Below are 20,467 nucleotides of genomic sequence, written 5' to 3'. Positions count from 1 at the left end.
TTTCTTTTTATTTTCTTTGAGTCTGGCGTGTACTTTGGGGTCAAAGAATCGTGACCAAGCCGAAGCAAGATCACGCACTTTCTGTTGTAAGGTTACGGCATTAGAGCTTGTTTTTAAGAACTCAAAATCAGGATTACTCTTTAGATCCATGATTTTATTAACGAGGGTGGTGGCATTGATAAACTCATCTTTAGCAAACATCTCAAATGAGATCGCCAGCATTTGATTCCAAACAAAACGTGCAGAGCCGACAAGATTATTTAGAGTAACCTCCTGCTCTGCATTAGGCTCAAGCCTAAATTTATACGCTTTGTTGATTTTCATGCAACACTCTTCATAAGTTACAAGGCGTTATAATAATTAATTATTATACCAAATTCAGGCGCATGTTATGTGATTTAAACATTAAAAATGATGCGAAATTCACCGCCACCCTAATGTCGGATGGCGTCCTCTTTCGCGGTTTTGATAGCGATATGAATAACGTCATCCATGAACTTGTCGCCAAAATTGATGTACCGACCAATCTCCGCAACAAGCTCCTGACTGTAGTAAAGCTCAACCGCGTCTTTGTCGTCTAGCGCCTTTAGTTGGTTAATATCAGCCTCTGACTTATTAAGACTACCATCACCCCAGTAAATTAGATTCTCTGAGGTATCGCAGCTGGCTTTGTAAAATCCGTCCTTAATGAAAACTTTGTTTTCTTCGTCGTACTGGCATTCGTATATCTCGATGGTTAGCTGTCCAAGAGCTTGTGTTGGCTCAAAATCATCAACAGCTTCTATATCTACTAAAAACCCTAAGCCTACTAATAATTTACTGCTTTCGGCCTTTATTAGCTTTATGTCAAACGCATCTGTACCAGTACTTTTAACACTTGATTCAATAGCATAACCAACGGCAGCGACGACATCTTGTACTCTAACATTTCTCATAATAACTTCCTTTGATTTTAGATGGCTAATTGCCTATCTCTTATAACTATTATACCCAATAAGTCGTACATTGTCAAAGGTTGAATTTAAATTCCCCAATTAGAGGTGTCGGTTAGTAGACACCTTTGGCTGTTCACACATAACAGATCCAGCACTTCTATATCTCCACCAGCCTATGAGGATAGTGCTAGGATTCCCTCATCCGCTGCAGGTGGGCTTTAAACACAAAAAAGCCGCCTTAGTAGCTAGGGCGGCTTTATCATCGAAATACGCAATATTTGGCTTATAAAAATTCAGGTAAGACGCCCCAAAGCACAGCTATGACAGTTGCAACTGTGATGGTAAAAAGCCAAATAGAAAAAAACGTATTTAAGGCTGACACTTTTACTTTCTCGCTAAAATTTTTGGTAGTAGTAATCATGGTATTTCCTCTTTATGTAAAGGATTGGCAACCGCCTAATCCAGAGCTATATTATACCAACTGCCAGTTAACATAACAATATAAAAAGTACAACAAACTGAAATAAATATTAATAATAATATTACATTAATCGTTTGTATTTAATGATATTTAGCAAGAGTAGTAAATTTAGGCACGTTGCCCGCTGTGTTCGTCCAAGCACAATTTATTGTCGCTGGCACGCCGTACCAAATGGCCCTTCATTAGAACATCATCCATTATGTTGATTCCGCTCTCAAAGCATTCAGGCTTCAACTTGGAACCAAACACAATCATATTGCCTTCTTCATCATTTACTAGCTTATGTGGCGGCGCGTTCCATTCATGTTGACAGAATAAGGTCTGCACCTCTATCCACGGCTCATCTTCATTAAGATTCAATTTCTTATGGATTAGCTTTGCATAGACACCATACTCTGCTATGTGTGACTCTTTATCGTTTTCTGCATCAGTAATGTCGGTCACAACAAGCTGAATATGCTCTTCGCTAAGCAAAAATATATGACCGCTTACTGTCACCGCTTGTCCTTTACTCCAACTGTTTATGTCTTCAATTTTGGGCAGCTGCTCATAGCCGGTATCTAACCCTGGAACATGTACGGTCATATCCCCGTCGTTGGTACTAAGAGTAATGGCCAACCACTCTACGAAATCTTGCTTTATCTCGGAATGAGATTGATACAAACCCGTTATTTTGAAGTAGTTTCTTTTCATTTTTGACATCCTTGAATTGAATTATGCTGCTAACGTATTACATTCGTTGAAAGCGCCGCTTATCAAGCTAGTGAGAGCGGCTTCGTTTTTGTATAAATTATTATGGTCTTTTAAAGCCTCCGCCATTTCGTTAATAATTTCAGCAATGTCGCCACTGGTATGGATATGGTAGCTTTGCGATAAGAATCGTCTGTCATTAGATTCTTTAGACCAACACAAAGTGAAGTAGTCATCCGTAACAGGATCTTGATGTTTATGTAGCGAGATTGACAAAGTTTGACGTGCTTGGTTATTGTCACCAATAGACGCTATTAGGTGTGAAGATAAGTTCTCCCCACGTTTTTTATTGGCCAGCAATGTTACCTTCGCATTGTTGTTGAACAGGTGGTTACTAAGCGCTCTCCAGTAGAAAATACTAGATGCTTTTGAGTCTTGTAGTAGTGAGCTTGCACTAAAGGATTGCAAGTCGCCATTGCGTCCTACATGACTAGCCTCTTTGATTTGCCCGCTTCTTTCGCATGAGAACTGAAACTGTTTCATGCTGCACGCATTAAAAGCATGCATGAATTCGTAAGAGAGCAGCAAGCTGCTATCAATGAGGTTTTTATCCGTGATTGGCATTAAGCTTACGTCAAACGGATATCGGCCATTGAAGATTATCTCTTTGCCGCCGCCGGTAAACACGCCGCTCCCTAACGTCTCACTACGCCCCACTGTAACCAACGCCGGATCATTTGTAGCAAAGTTACTTATTGACAGGGCTCCTGGGTTCCTTAAGCTTGGTTCTAGCCAAGCAAGAATGATCATTGGTCCGTCATTTCTTACATATTGCGTGACGCCACCTTCGTTGGCTGAATCGCTCAAATAGCCATGTAGTGTTAACCCATATATTAGATAGACCAGTTCACCATCAGGTATGTCTTGAATGTCACAAGTCTCACTGTTATTAGATATAGAGACACCTGGTGCTTGACGTTTATACACGCAAGCATCTTTCTTTCCGCAGAGGGTTTTCACAAAGTAAGAGTACATGGTGAAGCCATCGTCAATATTAGATGTTTCCCGATAACAGGCACTGATATTGAAGTTGGCCATTAGCCATTTGGATAACGTTTCATATATCTCGTTAGTGCTCGTTATACTTGTTGAGACAATTACTGGATTAGAGTCACCGCGATCGCGAGTGGCCAAGATAATTTTGTTTTTAGAAGTGTTCATAACAAACCTTGTTTGTATATTGATTATAATTAATTATACCCAATAAGTCGTACTATAACAAGGCTTATCGCTATTTATTTTAAAAATATACTGGTGGTCTGCGCGCTTAGTCAATGGTTATAAAGTACTTGACCTCAATAGGGATTTTTTTATACAAAATTTTGGCCATGGGACTTTTACCAAAAAAACTATAAATCATGTTACCGATGTCCTCCGACGGATTTTCAGTATTAAACACCGCCCCATCTGAACTAATTACATCGTTATTTGAAGCACTCATCTCTTCTATGCTGCCAATAAAACTACCACCCGCTGTCTCATAAAAAGCATACGTGATAACTGTGTCTTTTTTGCGCGTATCGATCTTAGCGAGTAATCGCCCAAGAAACGATAGGTCGTCGCTATCATCAACAACAACATAATGATCATCAATCGAACAGTTTTCTGTCGGATGTACGAATATATCGTCGCGCAGTAATTTTTCCTTGGCTCCTTCGCCATAACACAACCAGTCTACGTTTATATTCAACAGCTCAGCCAACATGTCTGAGTATTGTCGCGATGGCTCTGATGCACCGGAGAGCCATTTACTGACGGCTGCCTTACTAACTTTTAGCGCCTTTGACACATCTACTTGCTTTAGGTTGTTCTCATCCAAGGACTGCTCTAGTCTCTCCGCCAATGTCTTGGCGTTATCGCTGGCAGGTTTGTGGTGGTTTTCTCTTGTAGTGTTGGTAGTACTTGTTTCTACGTTGTCAGTATTTCTCATAGCTAGATCTCTTATGCTGAGTTTTGGGTGTGCAAATTTGGCGATTGGTTATTGTATTCTGTTATCTGTAGAACCACGCTTGAAAGTCGCAAAGAAAGCTTGCAGCTAGTACGATATGCTCAGGCTCTTCGTGGGAATCTTCAATCCAGTCAGGATTGGCTTTAGCGTAACCGCTAATTAGATCTCCTGTCGTACACTCTACATGTCCAGCAAGTAATAAGGCCTTATCCACAAGCTTTTCGTTTTTTGTTTTGACTCCATATTCGTGAAGGCCGATAGTACTCGCAACTAACCCAAGCTGATATGAATCCATTCCCGCTCCTACGCACTCATCATCCTTGTAGCAGTCGTAATAACTCTCGCTCAGCATAGGTCGCACATAAAACAAGTCTTGGCCCGTTCCTACAATCATACATTCCCATTCAACATCACCACTTTCTTCAAGGAATGAAGCTCCTTTATTGCTTATATACTGCTTGATATCCTTCAAGCTCTCTAAACTCACCCCTAGCATGTTGATTACGCTACTAGCTAGCTCTGCTGGCGTGCCAAGTAGCTCGCTTGGCATAACACTGTTAATTTCAGTTTTTTCAAATGATGCAATCATGATTTTCTTCCAAAGGGTTAGTTAAAATCAAGACGACTTACCGCCTATCTCTTGTAACTATTATACCAAATAAGTCGTACTATTGCACGCATTAACGCTAAAAAAACCGCTTATTAAAGCGGTTAATCATAATCATAAATGCCTGCAGCAATCCCACGGATTGTCATATCTGCCTCCATGCTAAAGAGTGCCATATCTTGTCTCAGGTTATGTATAGCAAAGGCATCAGGCACTGCACCCTGGGCACCTTGATTTTTTATATCGTCGTACCGTTTAGTTAGGATCTTTTCGTACATTATACAATCTGATCTTAATACCATTTTTTCAGCATCGCTTAATTTCGCCAAATTGTCGTTTTTTTTAACCAGATGCTCAAGTTGCTCAATAGTGAAATCTCTAATGTTTACATCTTTATAGACGATTTTTAAGATTTCATTGGCGCTAAATGATGCGAACTCACGAGGATGTCTTAACCCCATTGAAATTTCATCACGACTCAGAGAGATATGCCTATTGATCCAAATCTTAACCTTGCCATGTTCAAAAAAACCTTTATACAAGGTATTGCCTTGTACCCAGCCATTATGTCTAAACTTAACATCTTTGAATAAATGGCCAATTAATATAGGCTTCTCGGATACTTTCTCTTTACCAAGAAAGCTTGGGTGATTGATGTGACTCATGATACAGCCTCACTGAATTACTTTATTTATCGAATGATACCTGAAAACCACGCGTTTTATTGCGTAGAGATCAGGTGTTGTTATGTATTAGGCAATATGGACTGGACTTTCTTTTTTTAGAATCTCAAAAATGCCGACTAAAAGCTCTTTTTTTCTAGAATCCTCTAGGCGGGCAAGCGCTTCGGATAGCGCCGCTTTAGTTATATCACTTCTGTCTTTACCGTTTGGGTTTGAAAGCTCTTGATAGCGCCAGTCATGCACATCAGGAGTGCCTGTAGTAGTTGCCAGTGTCAGATTGTGATCTAACTCACCAATAACAAATTGGTAATTGTCTGAGCCGCCTGTATATTCGAGCGTCTTTTTATCAATTTTACAGTCTTTGAATAAGCACTCAAAGGCTACATCGACATGGGTGGCATCTAAGCCCGGAACAGCATCTATCTTCACTTCGATACCTACAATGCCTGTGATTGAAAACAAACCTTCATCTTGCTCGTAAGGCTCTATGCTTGTTACTGATGGCATAAATGCTTGGTCAGAGAGTTTTTGTGTGATCGCTGCAGAAATTGCGGAGATTGCTAACTGTTTTGTCTGCATATTCATAATATTTGCCTTATTTGATTGGGGATGGCAGATGCCTATCTCTTATTTTTCAGTCCTAAAATCTTATTTATTCGCAGTGTATATGAGGTTTACACCACCAATATTCTCAAGCAATGTCATAAACAATGCTTCTTTCAGCATAGGCGACCATCTGTCATAGGTAGACTCTGTTCTAAGCAGCGCCAAAACCTCTTCTTGTGATTTTGGTGGCTGATGATATCCAATTTCTATAACTTCACCGATATTTTGCATCATAGCAGCGGTTAATTTAATTGGTGAGGCATTCGCCATGTTGATGAAAGGCGGAATACTATCAAGACTTACGGTCAACTTATCGAAAAAATCGTCTTGTTCAACGGTGCCAACTGCCATTTTGAAGCCGTAGCGCTCGTTGATGATTTCGTTTAAATCTGAAATATAGTTATCAGTATTTTTAAAATTATAAGCGAACTCTATGTTCACTTGAATGCTGTTGGCGTGGCTTGTGTCAATCTGCCCTACTATTTCATCGATCATAGTGTTTACCGTACTATCTAATGTCGCTTCTGACACAGCTTGTGTTTTACATATAGCTAGATTAGAAGAGTTTACCTGGGCAATCATATTTTTGGTGCCAGGCACAGTATTTGAGTCGTAGTCCATGGAAAGAATAAGACCATGGGCGGCCAGTCGTTTTTCAATCTTGGCATTTGGTTCGATGATCGGTTTTAACATAATTTTGACCTTAATATTTATGATTGGCGCTATTGCCTAATCGATAACTTATTATACCCAATAAGTCGTACAAAAACAAGCTTTATATGCAATTTTTTATTTGAAACCCACTGGCGATAAGTGATTAAACAGACCTGTTACCGGCGCTTTTGTCTGTTAATGCCATAGCTACCCTATGACCATAGCACTAGGATTCTCTCATCTGCTGCAGGCGGGCTTCACGCACAAAAAAGCCGTCCTAGTAGCTAGAACGGCTTTGAGGATGCGTTAAAGGCGCTTACGCAGCATCCGGCGCATCTGTCGTTTTGCTGACTTTATCAAATATCGCTGTGATAATCTCAACCTCATTATCTGTTGTATGGAACAATGAGTGCAGGATTTCTACAGACATACTATTGTCCTCTGCATCGCTTATCTCATCAATACCCTCATCTGCCCAAACGCAGCTCTCTAAATCTGCGCTATCAGCGTAGCCAAACATAATGTTGTTTTCTAAATCGCCATAGCTGATGTGGTAACTTGTTTCGTCAATGGCTTGTTCGTACTGCTTACTGTCTGCATTGTACGTGCATTGCTCAAACTGAACCTCAAAGCTGATATCTGCAAAGTTGTATTTGAAATCAGGTACAGGCTCGAAAGCCGTTTTGATTTCTACGGCAGCAAAGATACTGTAGGTGCCATCGTCGTTCAACATTGGTTTGAAGTTTGCGTAATTATCCTCCGCTACAATACTGATTGGATTCATCTTGCTTGATGCCGCTGCTGTTATTGCTGCGATCAACGCTGTTCTTTTTTCTGAATTCATAAAATTTGCTCCAATTGATAGTTTTATGGTTGGCTAACTGCCTAACCAATAACTTATTATAACCAATAAATCGTACAAAATCAACCTTTAATACTATTTAATTTAATATAAAAATATTCTGATTCCTTTGGTACAAGAGGGATTGAACTCTAAAAAAAAGAAAACATTGCTATAAATAATAATAGAAAATATGTTATAATCAATGTATATTTTAATAAATAGCTTCGTTTTAATAAGGTTTGTAAATCCTTGATGCGACTTAATCAATTTCTACTAAGTGTAGATGAGGTGCTGTATGAATAATGATATGAACTCCAATAGCAACAACCTTATTAATGCTAGCAAGGTACTTGGTACTGGCCGCTACTCGGACGGAAGCTTGGTTTCTTACGCAACAATACATGACATGAACGCTATCCGCCTTGCTGTTGCGGTGCCTATAGCTGGCTTGTGTTTCGCTATTTACTGGCTTAGTGGCGCTATCAAGAATTATGCCGCCTTTGATTTTCCTTATAATATCATCGCCGCCTTTTATCACTACTTTTTCAACTTACCCATTCAGAGTGTTGGCTTGGTTTGGCGCTGGTTAAAGCTTTTAGAACTAACCCCGTACCCTAACTTAAATTTGATATTTTCGTTGATCGGCATCGCTTTCTACTCTCTTTTTGTTCTATCTATCTATGCTTACATTGCTAAAACTATTAGTGAGAAGTTTGAAGATAGTGCAGGCTTTGCTGCCATCACCATAGGTCCTGCGATCATTGCTTTTCTTTGGTTCGTAGCTGTATTGATACTAAGCTGGGTATTCTAAAAACCTGCAAAAAAAAGAGGACTCCACCTGTCTTTAGGTTTGAGTCCTCTTTTTTTGAGAAAAATAAGGTATTAGCCAACTACCCTACTTTTGGTGAATTCAATCATTGAAACTTCCATAAAGCCCGATACCTGCTCTCCAGTTGTATCAACCCATAGCGCGCAAGCAAATAATCCGACTATATCCTTCAAGTATGACATTGTTAATCTGTATAGTACTGATCGCTCGTTGCTTTCATCAAGCTGTTGAGGCTGTATCGAGTAAATCAACGCACCCTTTTTATCTGATGATTTTTTTAGCTTCACAACAAAAAAACACTCATCAACACTAAGCGTTATCTCATGCTCTTCTATTGCTGGCACGAACTCTTTTGTTTTAAACTGGTCATGCCGCTCTATATTAATAGAGCCTTCTATTTCGTCCCTGCAGCAATCAGTGAAAGCCTGCAAGTAATCTCTACTACTCTCAAAATCCCCTGAATAAAACATGAGTTTTTGGGCGACATCAATATAACAGTAAGAGAGGTTTGCGATTACTGGGTCATTGGCTTTAAATATCATACCAAGTCCTGAATAGAGTATTTGCTGCAATGCGCCCTGCTTTTTAAAGCGCTCCTGACTGGCCCATTCGCGAGACCATCTTGATAACTCTTTAGGATTGAATTTATCAAACGAAACAGTGATGTCGGTTCGTTCGCATAGAGACGCAAGATAGTATTCGCATGCCGCACTTAGCGATATAAGCTTTTTCATTTCTGCAATCAGTGCGGTTTTTCTTTCTTTGGAGAACTTTATTAGTTCGCAGTTAGTTGGTTCTGATATTTTCATTTTATCCCTTTAGAGTTAATCAAGTGGTTATACCTAAGTGATTAGATGGCAATGCCGTTAGACTTTGCCAAAAATATTATCTTCTGAAATCTCTTTATTGTTTAGTGTGATTTGAGGATGAAAGCCCAGTGCTAACATCAATGCTGACCAAGTTTGTGATTTCGGTATAGTTCTGTTGTTTTCGAAATTAGAAATAGATTGAGATGTGACGCCAGATATCCTGGCCGCCTCTTTCTGGGATACATTTGCTTTATTTCTAGCGGCGATCAGCTCTTTTGAGTAATTAAAACCGCTTGCGTATTCATCGAGCGCAATTTGTATGCCCGCCCAGTCCTTCTGGCTTGGTTCTGTTTTATCCTTTAAATATTCATTTAACCTTTTTACTGTTATGCCGCTCTGTTCCGATAGCCGCTCTAGACTCCAACCTTTATTGCTAAGATTTTTGCTGATGAAATAAGCTACGTCAGTTTGCATCTGACGCGTATCGTAAACGATCGTCTTGTTATCAATGCGAATGTTCCCTGGGGTGTTCTGATGCTTGCCAAGAATAATGGCTGCTAATGAGTACATAACATTTGTTATAGGTATCTCCCCTCTTTCGTAATCAGAAATAGAGTAACGCCTTGTCAAACCTAGTTTCTTGCTTAGGTCGTCTTGAGTTATTTTTGCATTCAAACGCCAGCTCAGCAAGCGCTCTCCAGCATCGGCCGGTGTCTCTAGTAGAAATATATTGATTGCGCTACTTTTCATTAATTCACCATATAAACGAATGCCTTGGAACTCTAAACAAAAAAATACCCACTTTATCTTGCCGCTTTTGGTACGGGTCGAATAAGTAGGTATATTAATATAATTAAACGTAACAAGCAATTAACGCTTATATTACCCTTCTAGTGCAAACTCTTGTTTTGCACTAGCGGCAACACCTGCTTCAAAGCATTTTTTCTGATCAGAAATCCATTCTCTCTCTTCGTGGGTAAATAGATGCGAATAGACACTATTAGACATCTCAGTGAAGAATGAGTATCCCGCTGAATAATTGATTTGATTGATTTTTATGAAACTCAATAAAGTTTCAATGTAGTAACGATCAATATATAACGCTTTAGCATCTTTTTTAAAATCAATGTAAAGCTTTAGGTTTAACAGCTTTTTAATTCTATTGATTTCAATATTTTGCAGCGAGTGATAGCGATGCTTTGTAAATAAAGTCTTAACGTGCGTATATAGCGTGCAATTAATTTGCCCAATAATATCTTGGGCTGCTGCCGCTAGCTGCTCATCAAGCTTATCTACTCTGCATAAGTTAACCGGGCTAAAAGTATTCATTACACACCTACTCTTTTTTCTGTTAGAGGGCTTCTTAGGATTTCTGTGACTTGATTCACAATAGATACTACCAAACCGTTAGAGTCTGCAACATCCAAGCCAGTCGCGTGTGCAACTTCTGCCAGCATGAAGTTGCGTTCGCCACTAACCATCAGTTTTTTAGATAAAATTAAATGCTTAAAAAATGAATCATGGCCCAGTGCCCGCGTAATTTTTTTTGCTACAAGCACATTGGTTTCATCTTCTAGTAAAGTCTCACCGATAGCGCCATACAAAAACTCACTTAAGAAATTTTCAGCACTTTTTAGTTCGACCTGAGTTAGCTTACGATCTTTTCCAGATACTTGCTTTACTGCAGCTGGCTTTGAAATGTTAACAAACTTTAAAACAAAGATAGCGTCAGCTGCGGTTAGTTTTAGAATGCAGGTGTGAGCATGATCATCAATACATCTGAAATCATTATCAGTTCTTTGTTTGACATGCTTAAGCAATGATACATTCATGATCTTCTCCTTAAAATATTTAGTTAATCATTAATACTAATTATATATAAATTTTAGTAACAAGTAAAGTTTATTTGCTATTTATTTTAAAAAGAATGGCATCTTTTTGTTGATATATTCTGATGATGGCTGCGCGTATTTTAGGCAAAATAAAACGGAACCGAAGCTCCGTTTTATTAATGATAATAATTAAAAAATCAGTCTGTGAAAGCACTCATCATGTTGTCATAAACCTTCTTGTTTAACTCTTTCCCTGTTTTGTCTATCGTGATCACGGTAAACGAGTTAGGGGTTTCTTCATACACGTCAATCATACCGTCATGGAATAGGCCTCCAATACTATCTATCGAATCCCCTCCCATATCAACAAATACCATATCGTATGTAGGTTTAATTACCGTCGAACCTGTTTCGTCAACAAAGCCCCATTTAACACTTTCGCCCTGACCAATAGCGACAGCAGCTAATCCTTCCGAGAAAAGTCCAGCATCATCCCACATAAATTCGCCGTGAACTTTGCCCTTGTTATCTATAACCCCGTACTTATTTGTCTTGGGGTCTTTCGCTACTGCAAACCCGTTATTGAACTCACTAATATCTGCATAGTTGAATGCAACCACTGCTTTACCGGTTTTATCTATCAGACCAAATTTCTGGTCGTTTGAAGAGGCAACAGCTGCCCCGCCATTGAAATCACCCGCAGTATCATAGATATAATCAATAACAACATGGCCTTCTTTGTCTATATAACCCCATTTGTCGTCTTTACTTTGCGCCGCTAATCCTTCATTAAAGTCTCTGACATCGAACTTCCAGTCATTATCGACTTTGTTTTCTAAAGGAATTGCAACTTTCCCCAAATGGTCTATATAGCCAATTTTATACTGCTCTCCCATGTCGTCCAGGAACACTCCTACATAAGCCATACCGTCGCTCATAGGGCCACATGTGTCATAAATAGCTTCCACAACAGTCTTACCTTGTGTGTCCTTATACCCGCATAGGTGGCTGCTGTTATCAGCAAAAGGCTGCAGACCTAATTCTTGAGTAGACTGACTCTCTTCTGTGTCTTGAGTGACAGCAGAGCTATCATTCGTTCTCTTTTGAGGGTTATCTTGTCCTTCGGCGTTAGAGTCGCATCCTACGAGTGACAGGCTAATGCAAGCTAAGAATGTCAAAGTACTTCTAAGTGGTGCCATTAAATATATTCCTTTTCGAAGTTGTTTTGGCGTATACCTGCCAAACTAAGCTTCATGGTAAATTATCTTTTATGCAACATCCGCCGCGGCTACTTCGTTAAGTGGAGCATCATCTTTATTACCAGTCAACATAGAGAAGCTTGGATGCATGTCTAAAGCTAGCATGATTACTGCCCAGACGTGATCTGCAGGAAGCATCACATTTGTCTCGTAGTTACCAATTGTTTGGCCACCAAGACCAACCTTTAGTGCAAAGTTTGGTTGAGAGTCACCAATCGACTCACGGTACTCACGAATAGATTTAGGATAATCAAATCCGCTCACAAATTTATCAAGCGCTAGCTGAATGAAGCCCCACTCTCTAGCAAGAGGCTCGTACTCACCAGATAAGATCTTCTCAATAACATCTGCAGGAACGCTGCGAGATTTTTGACCTGCTGCAGACAAGTGATCAAACATGTTACCTGGCTCAAGACCACGTTCGTCTAATGCTTCGCGCAACCAGAGAGCATAATCAACATCTTCTGTTTCGTTGACCGTAAAGACAAGCTTGTTTTTCAAGTCGAACTTTTCAGGTAAAGCTGGGTGGAAACCTAGCGCAATAGCAAAAAGTGTATATGTGATAGGTTTAATCTTCACACGGCCATGCTCAAACTCAAGCATTGAGACGCGGCTACGTTTACCAAAACCCATGATCTCGCCTAACTCGATCGCTGTCAGATCGGTCTTCTCAAGGTACTTCATGATCGTCTTGCCAGCCTCTTTGTTGTCTGCTGGCGGATTTAGAATTAGGTTCCCATGCATAGCTTTGATATCGCTATCAGAAATCTGGATTTTTTTATCAGTAGTGTTTTTCATAATAATTACCTCTATAGTTAAAAATTAAATTAAATTAAATTAAATTGGCTGTGCCTAATCGTTTAGTTTTCTTTTCGAAAACTCCATGGCTCTTGAGCATTTATGTCGCTCCATAGTCCCTGATTTAGCAGCTGAGCAACTTTCTCTGCATCAGCATAGATATCTGCATCATCATTCGGTTGGCCATTAGCATATTGTTTGTAGTGCCAAGCAGATCCTGCGACCATTTGTCTGTAGTTACAGTCGGTACTACCTGCAAAAACCTTTCCTAATAGCCTGCCGTATTTATCGATCTCTTTATAGGTAATCGTAACCGGTTTATCGCCAATGCATTCTTCGAGCGTGGACTTACTCACATCGCCAAATTTCTGTTTTGACTCCGGCGCATCGATTCCAATCAATCGGACTCTATCACTTTCACGACCATCAGCATATTTCACTTCAACAGTATCGCCGTCAATAACTCTGGCCCCGCTAACACTAACCCGCTTCCATCCATCTGCTAAACTTGGATTGATTGGCTTTCCTATGACATCACCATCCGGTGTTACTGTTAGGGTTTTAAAGTTACCGAGTTTTATAGCGCTAGCTATTAAATCCGCAGGGTCCTGGCTGTCTGGGGCTACAAGCTCTACTGCATTATCAGGCATTGATTGTTCAGTAACAGTGCTCTCTGGCACCGGAGTCTGAATTTCTTCTGCCGAATCGCACCCAGATAATGCCACTAAGCTTATCGCTGCAATCAACGTTAGGTGCTTCATTTCATTTTCCTAATCATACTGGAAGGAGTTAACTGTTCTTTGTATTATTATACCCAATAAGTCGTACTGTGTCTATAGTTATTTACTATTTATTTTAAATATCTATAAAAAATGACGTTTTCATACACTTTTTCGAATATTTTTATCAAAGTTGGCAAAGAGCCTAGCTTTAATGTATATAATAACCAAGATATCGTACTCGGTCAACCTTTTCAATGTTTATTTTAAAAACTAATCCACAAAACTATTGCTAAGTACGTGTACCAAATCCAACCCTGCACCCTGATTTAAATTGAGTGCTAACGATATTTGATTCAATTCATTGTGTTCTTTGCTAAAAAAGAAGTTATTAATCCGCCTGCTTTTCACCTGGAGCCGTCTGCTCTTGATAGCATCAAGTACTAGGATGTTAAGCTCGTCAAAAGGAATTTGCCTGATCATCTCTTTACACACATTAAATCGCTCAAAATCATTTACAATTATCTCTCTCTCGTAGTAAGTACTGACAATGCTCATGTATTCTTTCGTGTGTAAAAAGACCATTAGAGAGTCTACGTCTATAGCACTATTGGGCTTTATGGTTCCTATGGTCTCAAACACCCTCCCCTCGTCACTATAAGCGATCAGATTGGCTCTATCGCCATACTTCTTATATTTCAAATAATGCTCTAAAGGGAATATAACTGAAACCTTATTGAATACCCGATTATAAGTATTTAGCTGCGCAGCTAAGCGCGCATCGCTATCTAAGGCCGTTTTGATCTCATAAGCACATGAACTTTCTGAAATAAAGCATAAGTCCACGGTAGCAGGCCCCATTTTTAGCTCATTAAGAACAATAGAATCTGTACCTGCTAAATTTGGTGCAAGGTATCTATTCAAGAATTCGTTCTTTATTACATATTCATTTTGATAATTAATGACAAGCGACTGGTATATTTTCTTTAACGCCTCTGAATATGACAACCCTTGGTATACAGAGGTGAGTGAATGTTTGTGCAGAACTTTATCAATAGCGCTTAAGTCGCCATTCTGATATTTCATAACCTTGCTTCTAACAAATAACCCACTTAGATCTTTATAGGCTGACATCAGAGGTTGCTCCATACGGCTTATGTATTATTCGAATCATAACCACTATTGCTGCTATAAAAAAGCCTGCGTCTTTCGATGCAGGCTTTAGTACTGAGCTGAGCTTAGCGGTACTTATACTTCAAATTCCGACAACTTACGCCCGTCTTCAAGTGCAGCAATCAACCATAGAGGCTTACGACCGCGACCAGTCCAGGTCTCTTCGTTATTTTCTGGATTCGCATAACGAATACTTCTTTTCGAAGCAAGCTTACGACCAGCCCCTAAAATTTCACTAATCGTACTATTGCACTCTTTAGCAATGTTTTCGAACTGCTTATAGGCTTCCATCATCTGATTTTCTTGCTTGCGGATAGTTAATGTCTCAGCCTGTTGAATAAGCTCTTGTAGTTCATTAACGTTTAAGTTTTCGATATCTAACATAATCACATCCATCTTATTTAGTTGATTGAAGCTTTGAGTTTTTATAACCTCAAGCCATTTCGAGCAAAACATTTTCTACAAAAACTGAGTAGAAAGTGCTTATAAGTTACTCACCAGATTAAACACATGCTTTTTAAATCAATATTTTATGTGGCGAAATAACTGTGATTCACTGACTTACTGATCTTAGTTAGTGTGAAAAGCTGCACATAATAACATTCTGATTATTAAGCTGCATAACATCTAAACGATGAGTGCCAGATTAATACTGACTACTTCGTCTAAAACGAATATCTTATGCTCAAAAACAGAGGTAAATGTTTGGTTTTGTCGTATTTATTTACTTATTTATGAACAAATTAGGTCGGCATAACGCCTGACCAGAAATTAATTATAGCCAATATATCGTACATTGTCTATGTTTTTTCACTATTTATTTTAAAATAACATTCTAACAAGTACTTATTAATTTTTTATTCTTTGAAAATTGGCGACTGGCCTTGTCTGTCTATGACTCAAATGCGCCATACACCAACCACGAAAGCCGAAATCAGCTTCATGCGGTGCCAGCATCAAAAAGCCGTTCTATAAGCTAGAACGGCTCTGCTGTTGCTATAAAGCGACAGATTACAGACTGTCAATCTTCGCTTTTAGGTCACTGTCTGCTACCACGCTATCAAAATTCATATCAGAGAATAAAACATGATCATGACTAACGTTTTCAAGTATAGCGTTGCTTAAATTAACTGTAATAAATTCAGTGTTACTAATAAAACCACCTTTCATATTGATACCACTCATATCTGATTCTTTAATATCGCTTTCGCTAAAATCCGCGCCTGGGATATTGCTTGAGGAAAAATCAGTCTCTTGCGCATTAATTTCTGTAAAATTAACATTTTTCCCTACTAGTCCTGACAAGTGGGTTGTATCAAAATCTGCTTTAGAAAAATCCGCATCTTCAACCTGACTGTATTCAAAGTTTGCATTAGCACCGTTGATCGATGTTAATGTTGCTTGAGTGAAGTCCCCATAACTTAGATCAGAGCCCTGTAGATTGGACTCACTAATATTTGCATTTGTGAAATTTGCGGCTTCACCTGACACATATTCCATCTCTGCATTATTCATAAGTGCTTCTGAGAAATCCGCACGCTCGATATTCGATCGTAGGAAATTGGCATAACTTAATTCGCAATTAAAGAAATCAGTACCCTCAAAATTACCATTGGTAAGCGTGCATGAATTCATATCACTTTCTTTGAACAATGCATCTACAGCCATGCAGCCATCAAAATCTCCTGAACGTAGAAAACTGTTGGTAAGATCTGCTTTTGTTAATACAGCATCTTTAAAACTACTGCTTTCGGCTTTTAGGTTCGTCGCTTTAGTCCTATACATATTGGCTAATGAAAAATCACACTCTACCCCTTCGGCATCGCTCAAGTTGGCTCGTTTCATTTCAGCTTTTTCAAAAACTGCTTTTTCAATAAGTGTGCAAGTTAAGTCGGCCTGCTCTAAGTTTGCTTCTTTAAAAATTGCTTCACGTAAGTCGCTTTTAGAAAGATTGGCTTTTGAAAGTTTAGCTCTAGTGAAATTAGCCAAAGCCGCCTTTGTATTTTTCATCTGGCAATTAGTAAGGTCAGCATCAGATAAGTCTGCTTTTTCCAGCTTGCAGTCAATCAACTTAGCATCAATCAATACAGCTTTTTTTAAACACGAGTCAGTGAAATCAATGTTTGTCAGTACTGCTCCATGCAATACCACACCTTCAAGATCCAGACCGCTAAACGAAGTGTTTTCTAGTTGAATTCCGTGTAACTGCGCACCTTTGATATCCACATCAATAAGCGACTCACCTGCAGATAACATCGATAGTAATTGTGCTTTGGTAATTTGGTTGTATGTATTCATAATATTGCCTTTAATTGGTTTTGAAGTGACCTTATGCCTACTTCTTAAGTGTTATTATAACCAATAAGTCGTACATTATCAAGCACTATTAAAGATAATTAAAGATAATTAAAGCTTATTAAAGAAGATAACTAATTATAAAAACCCGTTTCCGATGCTTTTGCCTGTCTGCATATTGGTTATACTCCGACCATAGAACTAAGACTACAAAAAAAGCCACCTAGATGACTAGGTGGCTTACGGTTTCTGTAATATGTAAAAATTAGTTCAATATATGCTTAGCCTTCGCTTCTTTTAGCCAGCTAGGAAACTCTTCTAACATGCTATCGTAGAGTTGCTCTTCACTCATATCACTAAGCTTATCCACTTCAAAGAAATCGCAGTTATCGACCACCCGACCACTCATGTCGTCAAGCTTTTTTAGAACACCGTAATCACGACCGCCTAATCCTACAAACTGCCAAAATACTGGTAGCTTTGCTGCCTCTGTAATTCTTGCCTTGATCCCGCGCGAGTCATGAACGCCGCCATCACTAATGAATAAGACATATACCGGCACATCTTTCCCATCGTCTTTATAAAATTCATTTACAGCCGCAATAGCGGCGGCTTCATTATTTACTCGCGATCCCAACTTCCATTTACGCCAGCCACCTTCTGCTTTATCGATAAAGTCTTCATAATTATTAAGATCGATTTCGCCTAAGTGCTGGCACCTTTCACCAAATGCCCAACAATCCAATGATTGATCATCATCAAACCCAACTGCCAGTGGCAACAGTCGATTAACCACTTCCTGCACGTCGCCTTTTTTATATTGATGATTCATTGAACCTGATGCATCCAATACTAGCGCAACCTTTGCCGTTAGATTCTGCAGCTGCTTTTTTTCAAGTGAGATAGTTGCCTTCTTAGCAAGGTTTACAAGTTTGGGCGCTTTTTCTAGCATGACCTTTTCAATGGATATCTTCTTTGGTGCAACAACAGCATCGCTGCCGCCGTCTTCGACATCGCCGCCAAAGTGCTTGACGATCGCTGCCAGACCGCCATTAAAACCCTGGGCCACGCTGGTCACTCGCCACACACCACCTTTTAGATAAAGCATCATCAACATACTTGCTTGAGTTTGTCCGAAATCAGAGGATGCAAAGCCAGCATTCGCTTTCTGATCGTTCTGCCAAATACCAACATCCATACTCTGTACTTGATTTAAGGGTGTTTCTGCCGACAGTACAAAGTATAGGGTTTCCACATTAGATGGTAGGTTGCTAAGATTTACATCAAAACTCGCCTGTAGACGTTTCCCTGCCGACGTATCTGCATCATAAGCCGCCAATTTAATAGCCCCACAAGGCGACAATACCTGATTGTAAAATACCATGTAATCATCACTGATAAGCTTGCCCGAGCTATCTAGCGCAAAGCAGCTAATATCCATGTCAATAGAGGCTTCTCGCGTAAATTTCAAAGAAATAAGGTTTGCTTCATTGATTGAGAGATTGCTGAGCGGCAATCTTTGTCCGACAGTTAATGTTTGCATGTATTGTTATCCTCAGTTTGGTTTGGTTTAAAGTGTTTTTTGAAACACTCATTGATAGCCGTTGATGGTTTTTAGTTGCTTTTAAACTGGTTTTTTGACGCTTAAAGAGAAACGCAAATAGCATTTTTCACTAATGCTGCAGCTTACTTGTACTTTTTTATAAGGCTTTAGCGCTTCGTTGATCAGCGCGATAATAGATACGGCGTCGGCATGCTTCAATACTAGGTGGTCGCAATCGTTAATCGTTCGACCATCAGCCGACTCTTCGTTGCTTTCTGATTCTTCTACCCATTCCCCGTAGTATCTTACCGATACCTCAACAATTGGATTTTCATTACGGATACTACTGTGGCTAGTCCATTTATCTGCATTATCCGTATAAATATCTTGTGTTGCTTTCAGTGCGTTAGTTAATGCTAATGATGCGTTTAGCAATAAGCAATTAACCTTGGCGAGTGCCTTTGGTGTTAGTGGTTTCTCTCCATTTGACTGTAAATGCATGATCAATCGCCTTTTGAATTCTGTTTCTTGAATATTAGATGACTGGCGGTGGTGCCTAATCAATAACGCATAACAATGAACTACCCACTACCTTAGAAGCAGAGGAATTCTGCTCTAAGGTGTTAAATGTGATGTGAAAAACCTAAGTGGTCAAAAAATCCCATATTATAAGAAATATCACTGGAGCAACAAAAAGTTTTATCAATAGTTTTCCACTTATGCCGAACCCACGTAAAACACTCAATGCAGGGATGGCAATAGCCAAGAGAAAACCTAAGTACAGTATCATGCACGTAAGAGTTATAATTGCGTTTATCATGAAATAGGGTGTCAAATGGAGTGTTGAAGCCCAATCCCATATTGCATTGCCTGCAGCGGTTGGGTATCCCAAAGTATAATGATAAAACGCTGCCACATACGAATTCGGTGCTGGAAGTTCTCGCCAGTGTTCCAGTAACGGAATATAGTTTCTTAAGAGGTAAATTGCTGCTGCGGTGCCTACAATAAAAAATATAATACGGGCGTTATCATCCATGGTGTCTACTGGACCAACCGGAACCAACTCATACAGATTCTTCATAACTTTCTCCTTTAACTCTGCTTTTTGCTAAAAATATTACATCTAACGGTATATTTTGACTATTTACCGTATACGTCTGTCGATTTTAAAAACATAGTGTTGGCAGCTTCTATCAATCCGCAGTGAAACGACTCAATATTTGCATTTTGACTACCAAAAATACCAGTTATCAGTCTATCGTGAATAGCCTGGCTTTCTTCACGGGTTATTGCTAAATCCTGCTCAGAGATCACAATGCCTTCTTCGTTACTCCATTGGATATTATCACGGTAGTAATTGTGAAATAACTTCCATGTTCCATCGCCTTTTAAATAGTTTTGCGAACTCACATCATACTCGCAGTTAAAGAAATGAACCATGAATTTTATTTGAACATAAGCCGCATTAAAGCCGTCAACCGATTCAAATTTGCGCTTAATAAGAACATCAAGTGCCATATCAAAATCATCTTCATCTTCTTCATTTAAAAGCGAGATCACATCTCGTGAATCACTCAAACTAATTAACAACGTTTGATCTACAACGCTTTGTCTTTTTATTGCGGATGTTAATGCTTTTTCGGCATTAATAGCAATATTTTGAATTTGTTCGTTATTCACATCAGCACCTTTTATTTGTTTA

Annotated in this window: 26 protein-coding genes; 1 reads left to right on the top strand and 25 read right to left on the bottom strand. The window is 39.2% G+C overall.

What is annotated here, in order from left to right:
• The 11 genes from B2863_RS11895 to B2863_RS11845 all read right to left on the bottom strand — a co-directional run.
• Positions 1 to 324: helix-turn-helix domain-containing protein (locus tag B2863_RS11895; protein ID WP_296210913.1), on the bottom strand; the 324-nt coding region annotated here is incomplete at its 3' end.
• Between the two features lie 110 nt (positions 325 to 434).
• The gene (locus B2863_RS11890; RefSeq protein ID WP_296210911.1) at positions 435 to 935 is read right to left on the bottom strand and encodes a hypothetical protein; all 501 of its coding nucleotides are present in this window, start codon (positions 933 to 935) and stop codon (positions 435 to 437) included.
• Between the two features lie 283 nt (positions 936 to 1,218).
• On the bottom strand, positions 1,219 to 1,356 hold the full coding sequence (locus B2863_RS11885) for a hypothetical protein (RefSeq protein ID WP_296210909.1): 138 nt from the start codon (positions 1,354 to 1,356) through the stop codon (positions 1,219 to 1,221).
• A 168-nt stretch (positions 1,357 to 1,524) separates the two neighbouring features.
• Positions 1,525 to 2,001, bottom strand: a complete 477-nt coding sequence (locus B2863_RS11880) for a hypothetical protein (RefSeq protein ID WP_296210906.1) — start codon at positions 1,999 to 2,001, stop codon at positions 1,525 to 1,527.
• A gap of 129 nt (positions 2,002 to 2,130) precedes the next feature.
• Positions 2,131 to 3,327 carry a hypothetical protein gene (locus tag B2863_RS11875; protein ID WP_296210904.1) on the bottom strand — a complete coding sequence of 399 codons (1,197 nt, stop codon included), beginning with the start codon at positions 3,325 to 3,327 and terminating at the stop codon, positions 2,131 to 2,133.
• Positions 3,328 to 3,433: 106 nt separating this feature from the next.
• Positions 3,434 to 4,096, bottom strand: coding sequence for a helix-turn-helix domain-containing protein (locus B2863_RS11870; protein ID WP_296210901.1), 663 nt, complete (start codon positions 4,094 to 4,096; stop codon positions 3,434 to 3,436).
• A gap of 61 nt (positions 4,097 to 4,157) precedes the next feature.
• Positions 4,158 to 4,703 (bottom strand): hypothetical protein, encoded by a 546-nt coding sequence (locus B2863_RS11865; RefSeq protein ID WP_296210898.1) that lies wholly within the window; start codon positions 4,701 to 4,703, stop codon positions 4,158 to 4,160.
• 122 nt (positions 4,704 to 4,825) lie between these two features.
• Positions 4,826 to 5,386: a hypothetical protein gene (locus B2863_RS11860; protein ID WP_296210895.1), complete on the bottom strand. Its 561-nt coding sequence runs from the start codon at positions 5,384 to 5,386 to the stop codon at positions 4,826 to 4,828.
• 87 nt (positions 5,387 to 5,473) lie between these two features.
• Entirely contained in the window at positions 5,474 to 5,989 is a 516-nt protein-coding gene (locus B2863_RS11855; protein WP_296210894.1) for a hypothetical protein, read from the bottom strand.
• Positions 5,990 to 6,052: 63 nt separating this feature from the next.
• The gene (locus B2863_RS11850) at positions 6,053 to 6,703 is read right to left on the bottom strand and encodes a hypothetical protein (protein WP_296210893.1); all 651 of its coding nucleotides are present in this window, start codon (positions 6,701 to 6,703) and stop codon (positions 6,053 to 6,055) included.
• A gap of 277 nt (positions 6,704 to 6,980) precedes the next feature.
• Positions 6,981 to 7,508: a hypothetical protein gene (locus B2863_RS11845; protein ID WP_296210891.1), complete on the bottom strand. Its 528-nt coding sequence runs from the start codon at positions 7,506 to 7,508 to the stop codon at positions 6,981 to 6,983.
• A 295-nt stretch (positions 7,509 to 7,803) separates the two neighbouring features.
• Between B2863_RS11845 and B2863_RS11840 the strand changes: the two genes are divergently transcribed.
• A complete protein-coding gene (locus tag B2863_RS11840; protein ID WP_296210888.1) occupies positions 7,804 to 8,319 on the top strand; it encodes a hypothetical protein in 516 nt (171 codons plus the stop codon).
• A gap of 71 nt (positions 8,320 to 8,390) precedes the next feature.
• Here B2863_RS11840 and B2863_RS11835 read toward each other — a convergent pair whose 3' ends face one another.
• The 14 genes from B2863_RS11835 to B2863_RS11770 form a co-directional block, all read right to left on the bottom strand.
• Complete coding sequence (locus tag B2863_RS11835; RefSeq protein ID WP_296210884.1) at positions 8,391 to 9,146, bottom strand: hypothetical protein; 756 nt, start codon at positions 9,144 to 9,146, stop codon at positions 8,391 to 8,393.
• Between the two features lie 57 nt (positions 9,147 to 9,203).
• Positions 9,204 to 9,896 carry a helix-turn-helix transcriptional regulator gene (locus B2863_RS11830; RefSeq protein ID WP_296210882.1) on the bottom strand — a complete coding sequence of 231 codons (693 nt, stop codon included), beginning with the start codon at positions 9,894 to 9,896 and terminating at the stop codon, positions 9,204 to 9,206.
• 132 nt (positions 9,897 to 10,028) lie between these two features.
• On the bottom strand, positions 10,029 to 10,475 hold the full coding sequence (locus tag B2863_RS11825; RefSeq protein WP_296210879.1) for a hypothetical protein: 447 nt from the start codon (positions 10,473 to 10,475) through the stop codon (positions 10,029 to 10,031).
• Positions 10,475 to 10,978 (bottom strand): hypothetical protein, encoded by a 504-nt coding sequence (locus tag B2863_RS11820; RefSeq protein WP_296210876.1) that lies wholly within the window; start codon positions 10,976 to 10,978, stop codon positions 10,475 to 10,477. The genes B2863_RS11825 and B2863_RS11820 overlap by 1 nt, the downstream gene beginning before the upstream one ends.
• A 197-nt stretch (positions 10,979 to 11,175) precedes the next feature.
• On the bottom strand, positions 11,176 to 12,177 hold the full coding sequence (locus B2863_RS11815) for a WG repeat-containing protein (RefSeq protein ID WP_296210873.1): 1,002 nt from the start codon (positions 12,175 to 12,177) through the stop codon (positions 11,176 to 11,178).
• Positions 12,178 to 12,246: 69 nt separating this feature from the next.
• The gene (locus B2863_RS11810) at positions 12,247 to 13,035 is read right to left on the bottom strand and encodes a helix-turn-helix domain-containing protein (protein ID WP_296210870.1); all 789 of its coding nucleotides are present in this window, start codon (positions 13,033 to 13,035) and stop codon (positions 12,247 to 12,249) included.
• 62 nt (positions 13,036 to 13,097) lie between these two features.
• Positions 13,098 to 13,796 (bottom strand): thermonuclease family protein, encoded by a 699-nt coding sequence (locus B2863_RS11805; RefSeq protein ID WP_296210867.1) that lies wholly within the window; start codon positions 13,794 to 13,796, stop codon positions 13,098 to 13,100.
• A gap of 231 nt (positions 13,797 to 14,027) precedes the next feature.
• Positions 14,028 to 14,888 carry a sce7726 family protein gene (locus tag B2863_RS11800; RefSeq protein WP_296210865.1) on the bottom strand — a complete coding sequence of 287 codons (861 nt, stop codon included), beginning with the start codon at positions 14,886 to 14,888 and terminating at the stop codon, positions 14,028 to 14,030.
• A gap of 114 nt (positions 14,889 to 15,002) precedes the next feature.
• Positions 15,003 to 15,311 (bottom strand): H-NS histone family protein, encoded by a 309-nt coding sequence (locus B2863_RS11795; RefSeq protein WP_296210919.1) that lies wholly within the window; start codon positions 15,309 to 15,311, stop codon positions 15,003 to 15,005.
• A gap of 627 nt (positions 15,312 to 15,938) precedes the next feature.
• Positions 15,939 to 17,225: a pentapeptide repeat-containing protein gene (locus tag B2863_RS11790; RefSeq protein ID WP_296210863.1), complete on the bottom strand. Its 1,287-nt coding sequence runs from the start codon at positions 17,223 to 17,225 to the stop codon at positions 15,939 to 15,941.
• 262 nt (positions 17,226 to 17,487) lie between these two features.
• Positions 17,488 to 18,765, bottom strand: coding sequence for a VWA domain-containing protein (locus B2863_RS11785; protein WP_296210861.1), 1,278 nt, complete (start codon positions 18,763 to 18,765; stop codon positions 17,488 to 17,490).
• A gap of 81 nt (positions 18,766 to 18,846) precedes the next feature.
• Positions 18,847 to 19,266: a hypothetical protein gene (locus B2863_RS11780; RefSeq protein WP_296210856.1), complete on the bottom strand. Its 420-nt coding sequence runs from the start codon at positions 19,264 to 19,266 to the stop codon at positions 18,847 to 18,849.
• A 142-nt stretch (positions 19,267 to 19,408) separates the two neighbouring features.
• A complete protein-coding gene (locus B2863_RS11775; RefSeq protein WP_296210853.1) occupies positions 19,409 to 19,846 on the bottom strand; it encodes a hypothetical protein in 438 nt (145 codons plus the stop codon).
• Between the two features lie 59 nt (positions 19,847 to 19,905).
• On the bottom strand, positions 19,906 to 20,445 hold the full coding sequence (locus tag B2863_RS11770) for a hypothetical protein (protein WP_296210850.1): 540 nt from the start codon (positions 20,443 to 20,445) through the stop codon (positions 19,906 to 19,908).
• Between the last annotated feature and the right edge of the window lie 22 nt (positions 20,446 to 20,467).

The organism is Psychrobacter sp. UBA3480 (genome assembly GCF_002377945.1).
Classification (GTDB): Bacteria; Pseudomonadota; Gammaproteobacteria; order Pseudomonadales; family Moraxellaceae; genus Psychrobacter.
This window is presented reverse-complemented; position numbering and strand designations above follow the sequence as displayed.

Bases quoted from the DNA above. Each gene is read 5' to 3' on its own strand.
- B2863_RS11805 (WP_296210867.1), bottom strand. From the start codon at position 13,796: ATGAAGCACCTAACGTTGATTGCAGCGATAAGCTTAGTGGCATTATCT.
- B2863_RS11890 (WP_296210911.1), bottom strand. From the start codon at position 935: ATGAGAAATGTTAGAGTACAAGATGTCGTCGCTGCCGTTGGTTATGCT.
- B2863_RS11850 (WP_296210893.1), bottom strand. From the start codon at position 6,703: ATGTTAAAACCGATCATCGAACCAAATGCCAAGATTGAAAAACGACTG.
- B2863_RS11880 (WP_296210906.1), bottom strand. From the start codon at position 2,001: ATGACCGTACATGTTCCAGGGTTAGATACCGGCTATGAGCAGCTGCCC.
- B2863_RS11790 (WP_296210863.1), bottom strand. From the start codon at position 17,225: ATGAATACATACAACCAAATTACCAAAGCACAATTACTATCGATGTTA.
- B2863_RS11780 (WP_296210856.1), bottom strand. From the start codon at position 19,266: ATGCATTTACAGTCAAATGGAGAGAAACCACTAACACCAAAGGCACTC.
- B2863_RS11885 (WP_296210909.1), bottom strand. From the start codon at position 1,356: ATGATTACTACTACCAAAAATTTTAGCGAGAAAGTAAAAGTGTCAGCC.
- B2863_RS11865 (WP_296210898.1), bottom strand. From the start codon at position 4,703: ATGATTGCATCATTTGAAAAAACTGAAATTAACAGTGTTATGCCAAGC.
- B2863_RS11825 (WP_296210879.1), bottom strand. From the start codon at position 10,475: ATGAATACTTTTAGCCCGGTTAACTTATGCAGAGTAGATAAGCTTGAT.
- B2863_RS11800 (WP_296210865.1), bottom strand. From the start codon at position 14,888: ATGTCAGCCTATAAAGATCTAAGTGGGTTATTTGTTAGAAGCAAGGTT.
- B2863_RS11860 (WP_296210895.1), bottom strand. From the start codon at position 5,386: ATGAGTCACATCAATCACCCAAGCTTTCTTGGTAAAGAGAAAGTATCC.
- B2863_RS11820 (WP_296210876.1), bottom strand. From the start codon at position 10,978: ATGAATGTATCATTGCTTAAGCATGTCAAACAAAGAACTGATAATGAT.
- B2863_RS11840 (WP_296210888.1), top strand. From the start codon at position 7,804: ATGAATAATGATATGAACTCCAATAGCAACAACCTTATTAATGCTAGC.
- B2863_RS11815 (WP_296210873.1), bottom strand. From the start codon at position 12,177: ATGGCACCACTTAGAAGTACTTTGACATTCTTAGCTTGCATTAGCCTG.
- B2863_RS11795 (WP_296210919.1), bottom strand. From the start codon at position 15,311: ATGTTAGATATCGAAAACTTAAACGTTAATGAACTACAAGAGCTTATT.
- B2863_RS11870 (WP_296210901.1), bottom strand. From the start codon at position 4,096: ATGAGAAATACTGACAACGTAGAAACAAGTACTACCAACACTACAAGA.
- B2863_RS11855 (WP_296210894.1), bottom strand. From the start codon at position 5,989: ATGAATATGCAGACAAAACAGTTAGCAATCTCCGCAATTTCTGCAGCG.
- B2863_RS11785 (WP_296210861.1), bottom strand. From the start codon at position 18,765: ATGCAAACATTAACTGTCGGACAAAGATTGCCGCTCAGCAATCTCTCA.
- B2863_RS11835 (WP_296210884.1), bottom strand. From the start codon at position 9,146: ATGAAAATATCAGAACCAACTAACTGCGAACTAATAAAGTTCTCCAAA.
- B2863_RS11810 (WP_296210870.1), bottom strand. From the start codon at position 13,035: ATGAAAAACACTACTGATAAAAAAATCCAGATTTCTGATAGCGATATC.
- B2863_RS11830 (WP_296210882.1), bottom strand. From the start codon at position 9,896: ATGAAAAGTAGCGCAATCAATATATTTCTACTAGAGACACCGGCCGAT.
- B2863_RS11845 (WP_296210891.1), bottom strand. From the start codon at position 7,508: ATGAATTCAGAAAAAAGAACAGCGTTGATCGCAGCAATAACAGCAGCG.
- B2863_RS11775 (WP_296210853.1), bottom strand. From the start codon at position 19,846: ATGAAGAATCTGTATGAGTTGGTTCCGGTTGGTCCAGTAGACACCATG.
- B2863_RS11875 (WP_296210904.1), bottom strand. From the start codon at position 3,327: ATGAACACTTCTAAAAACAAAATTATCTTGGCCACTCGCGATCGCGGT.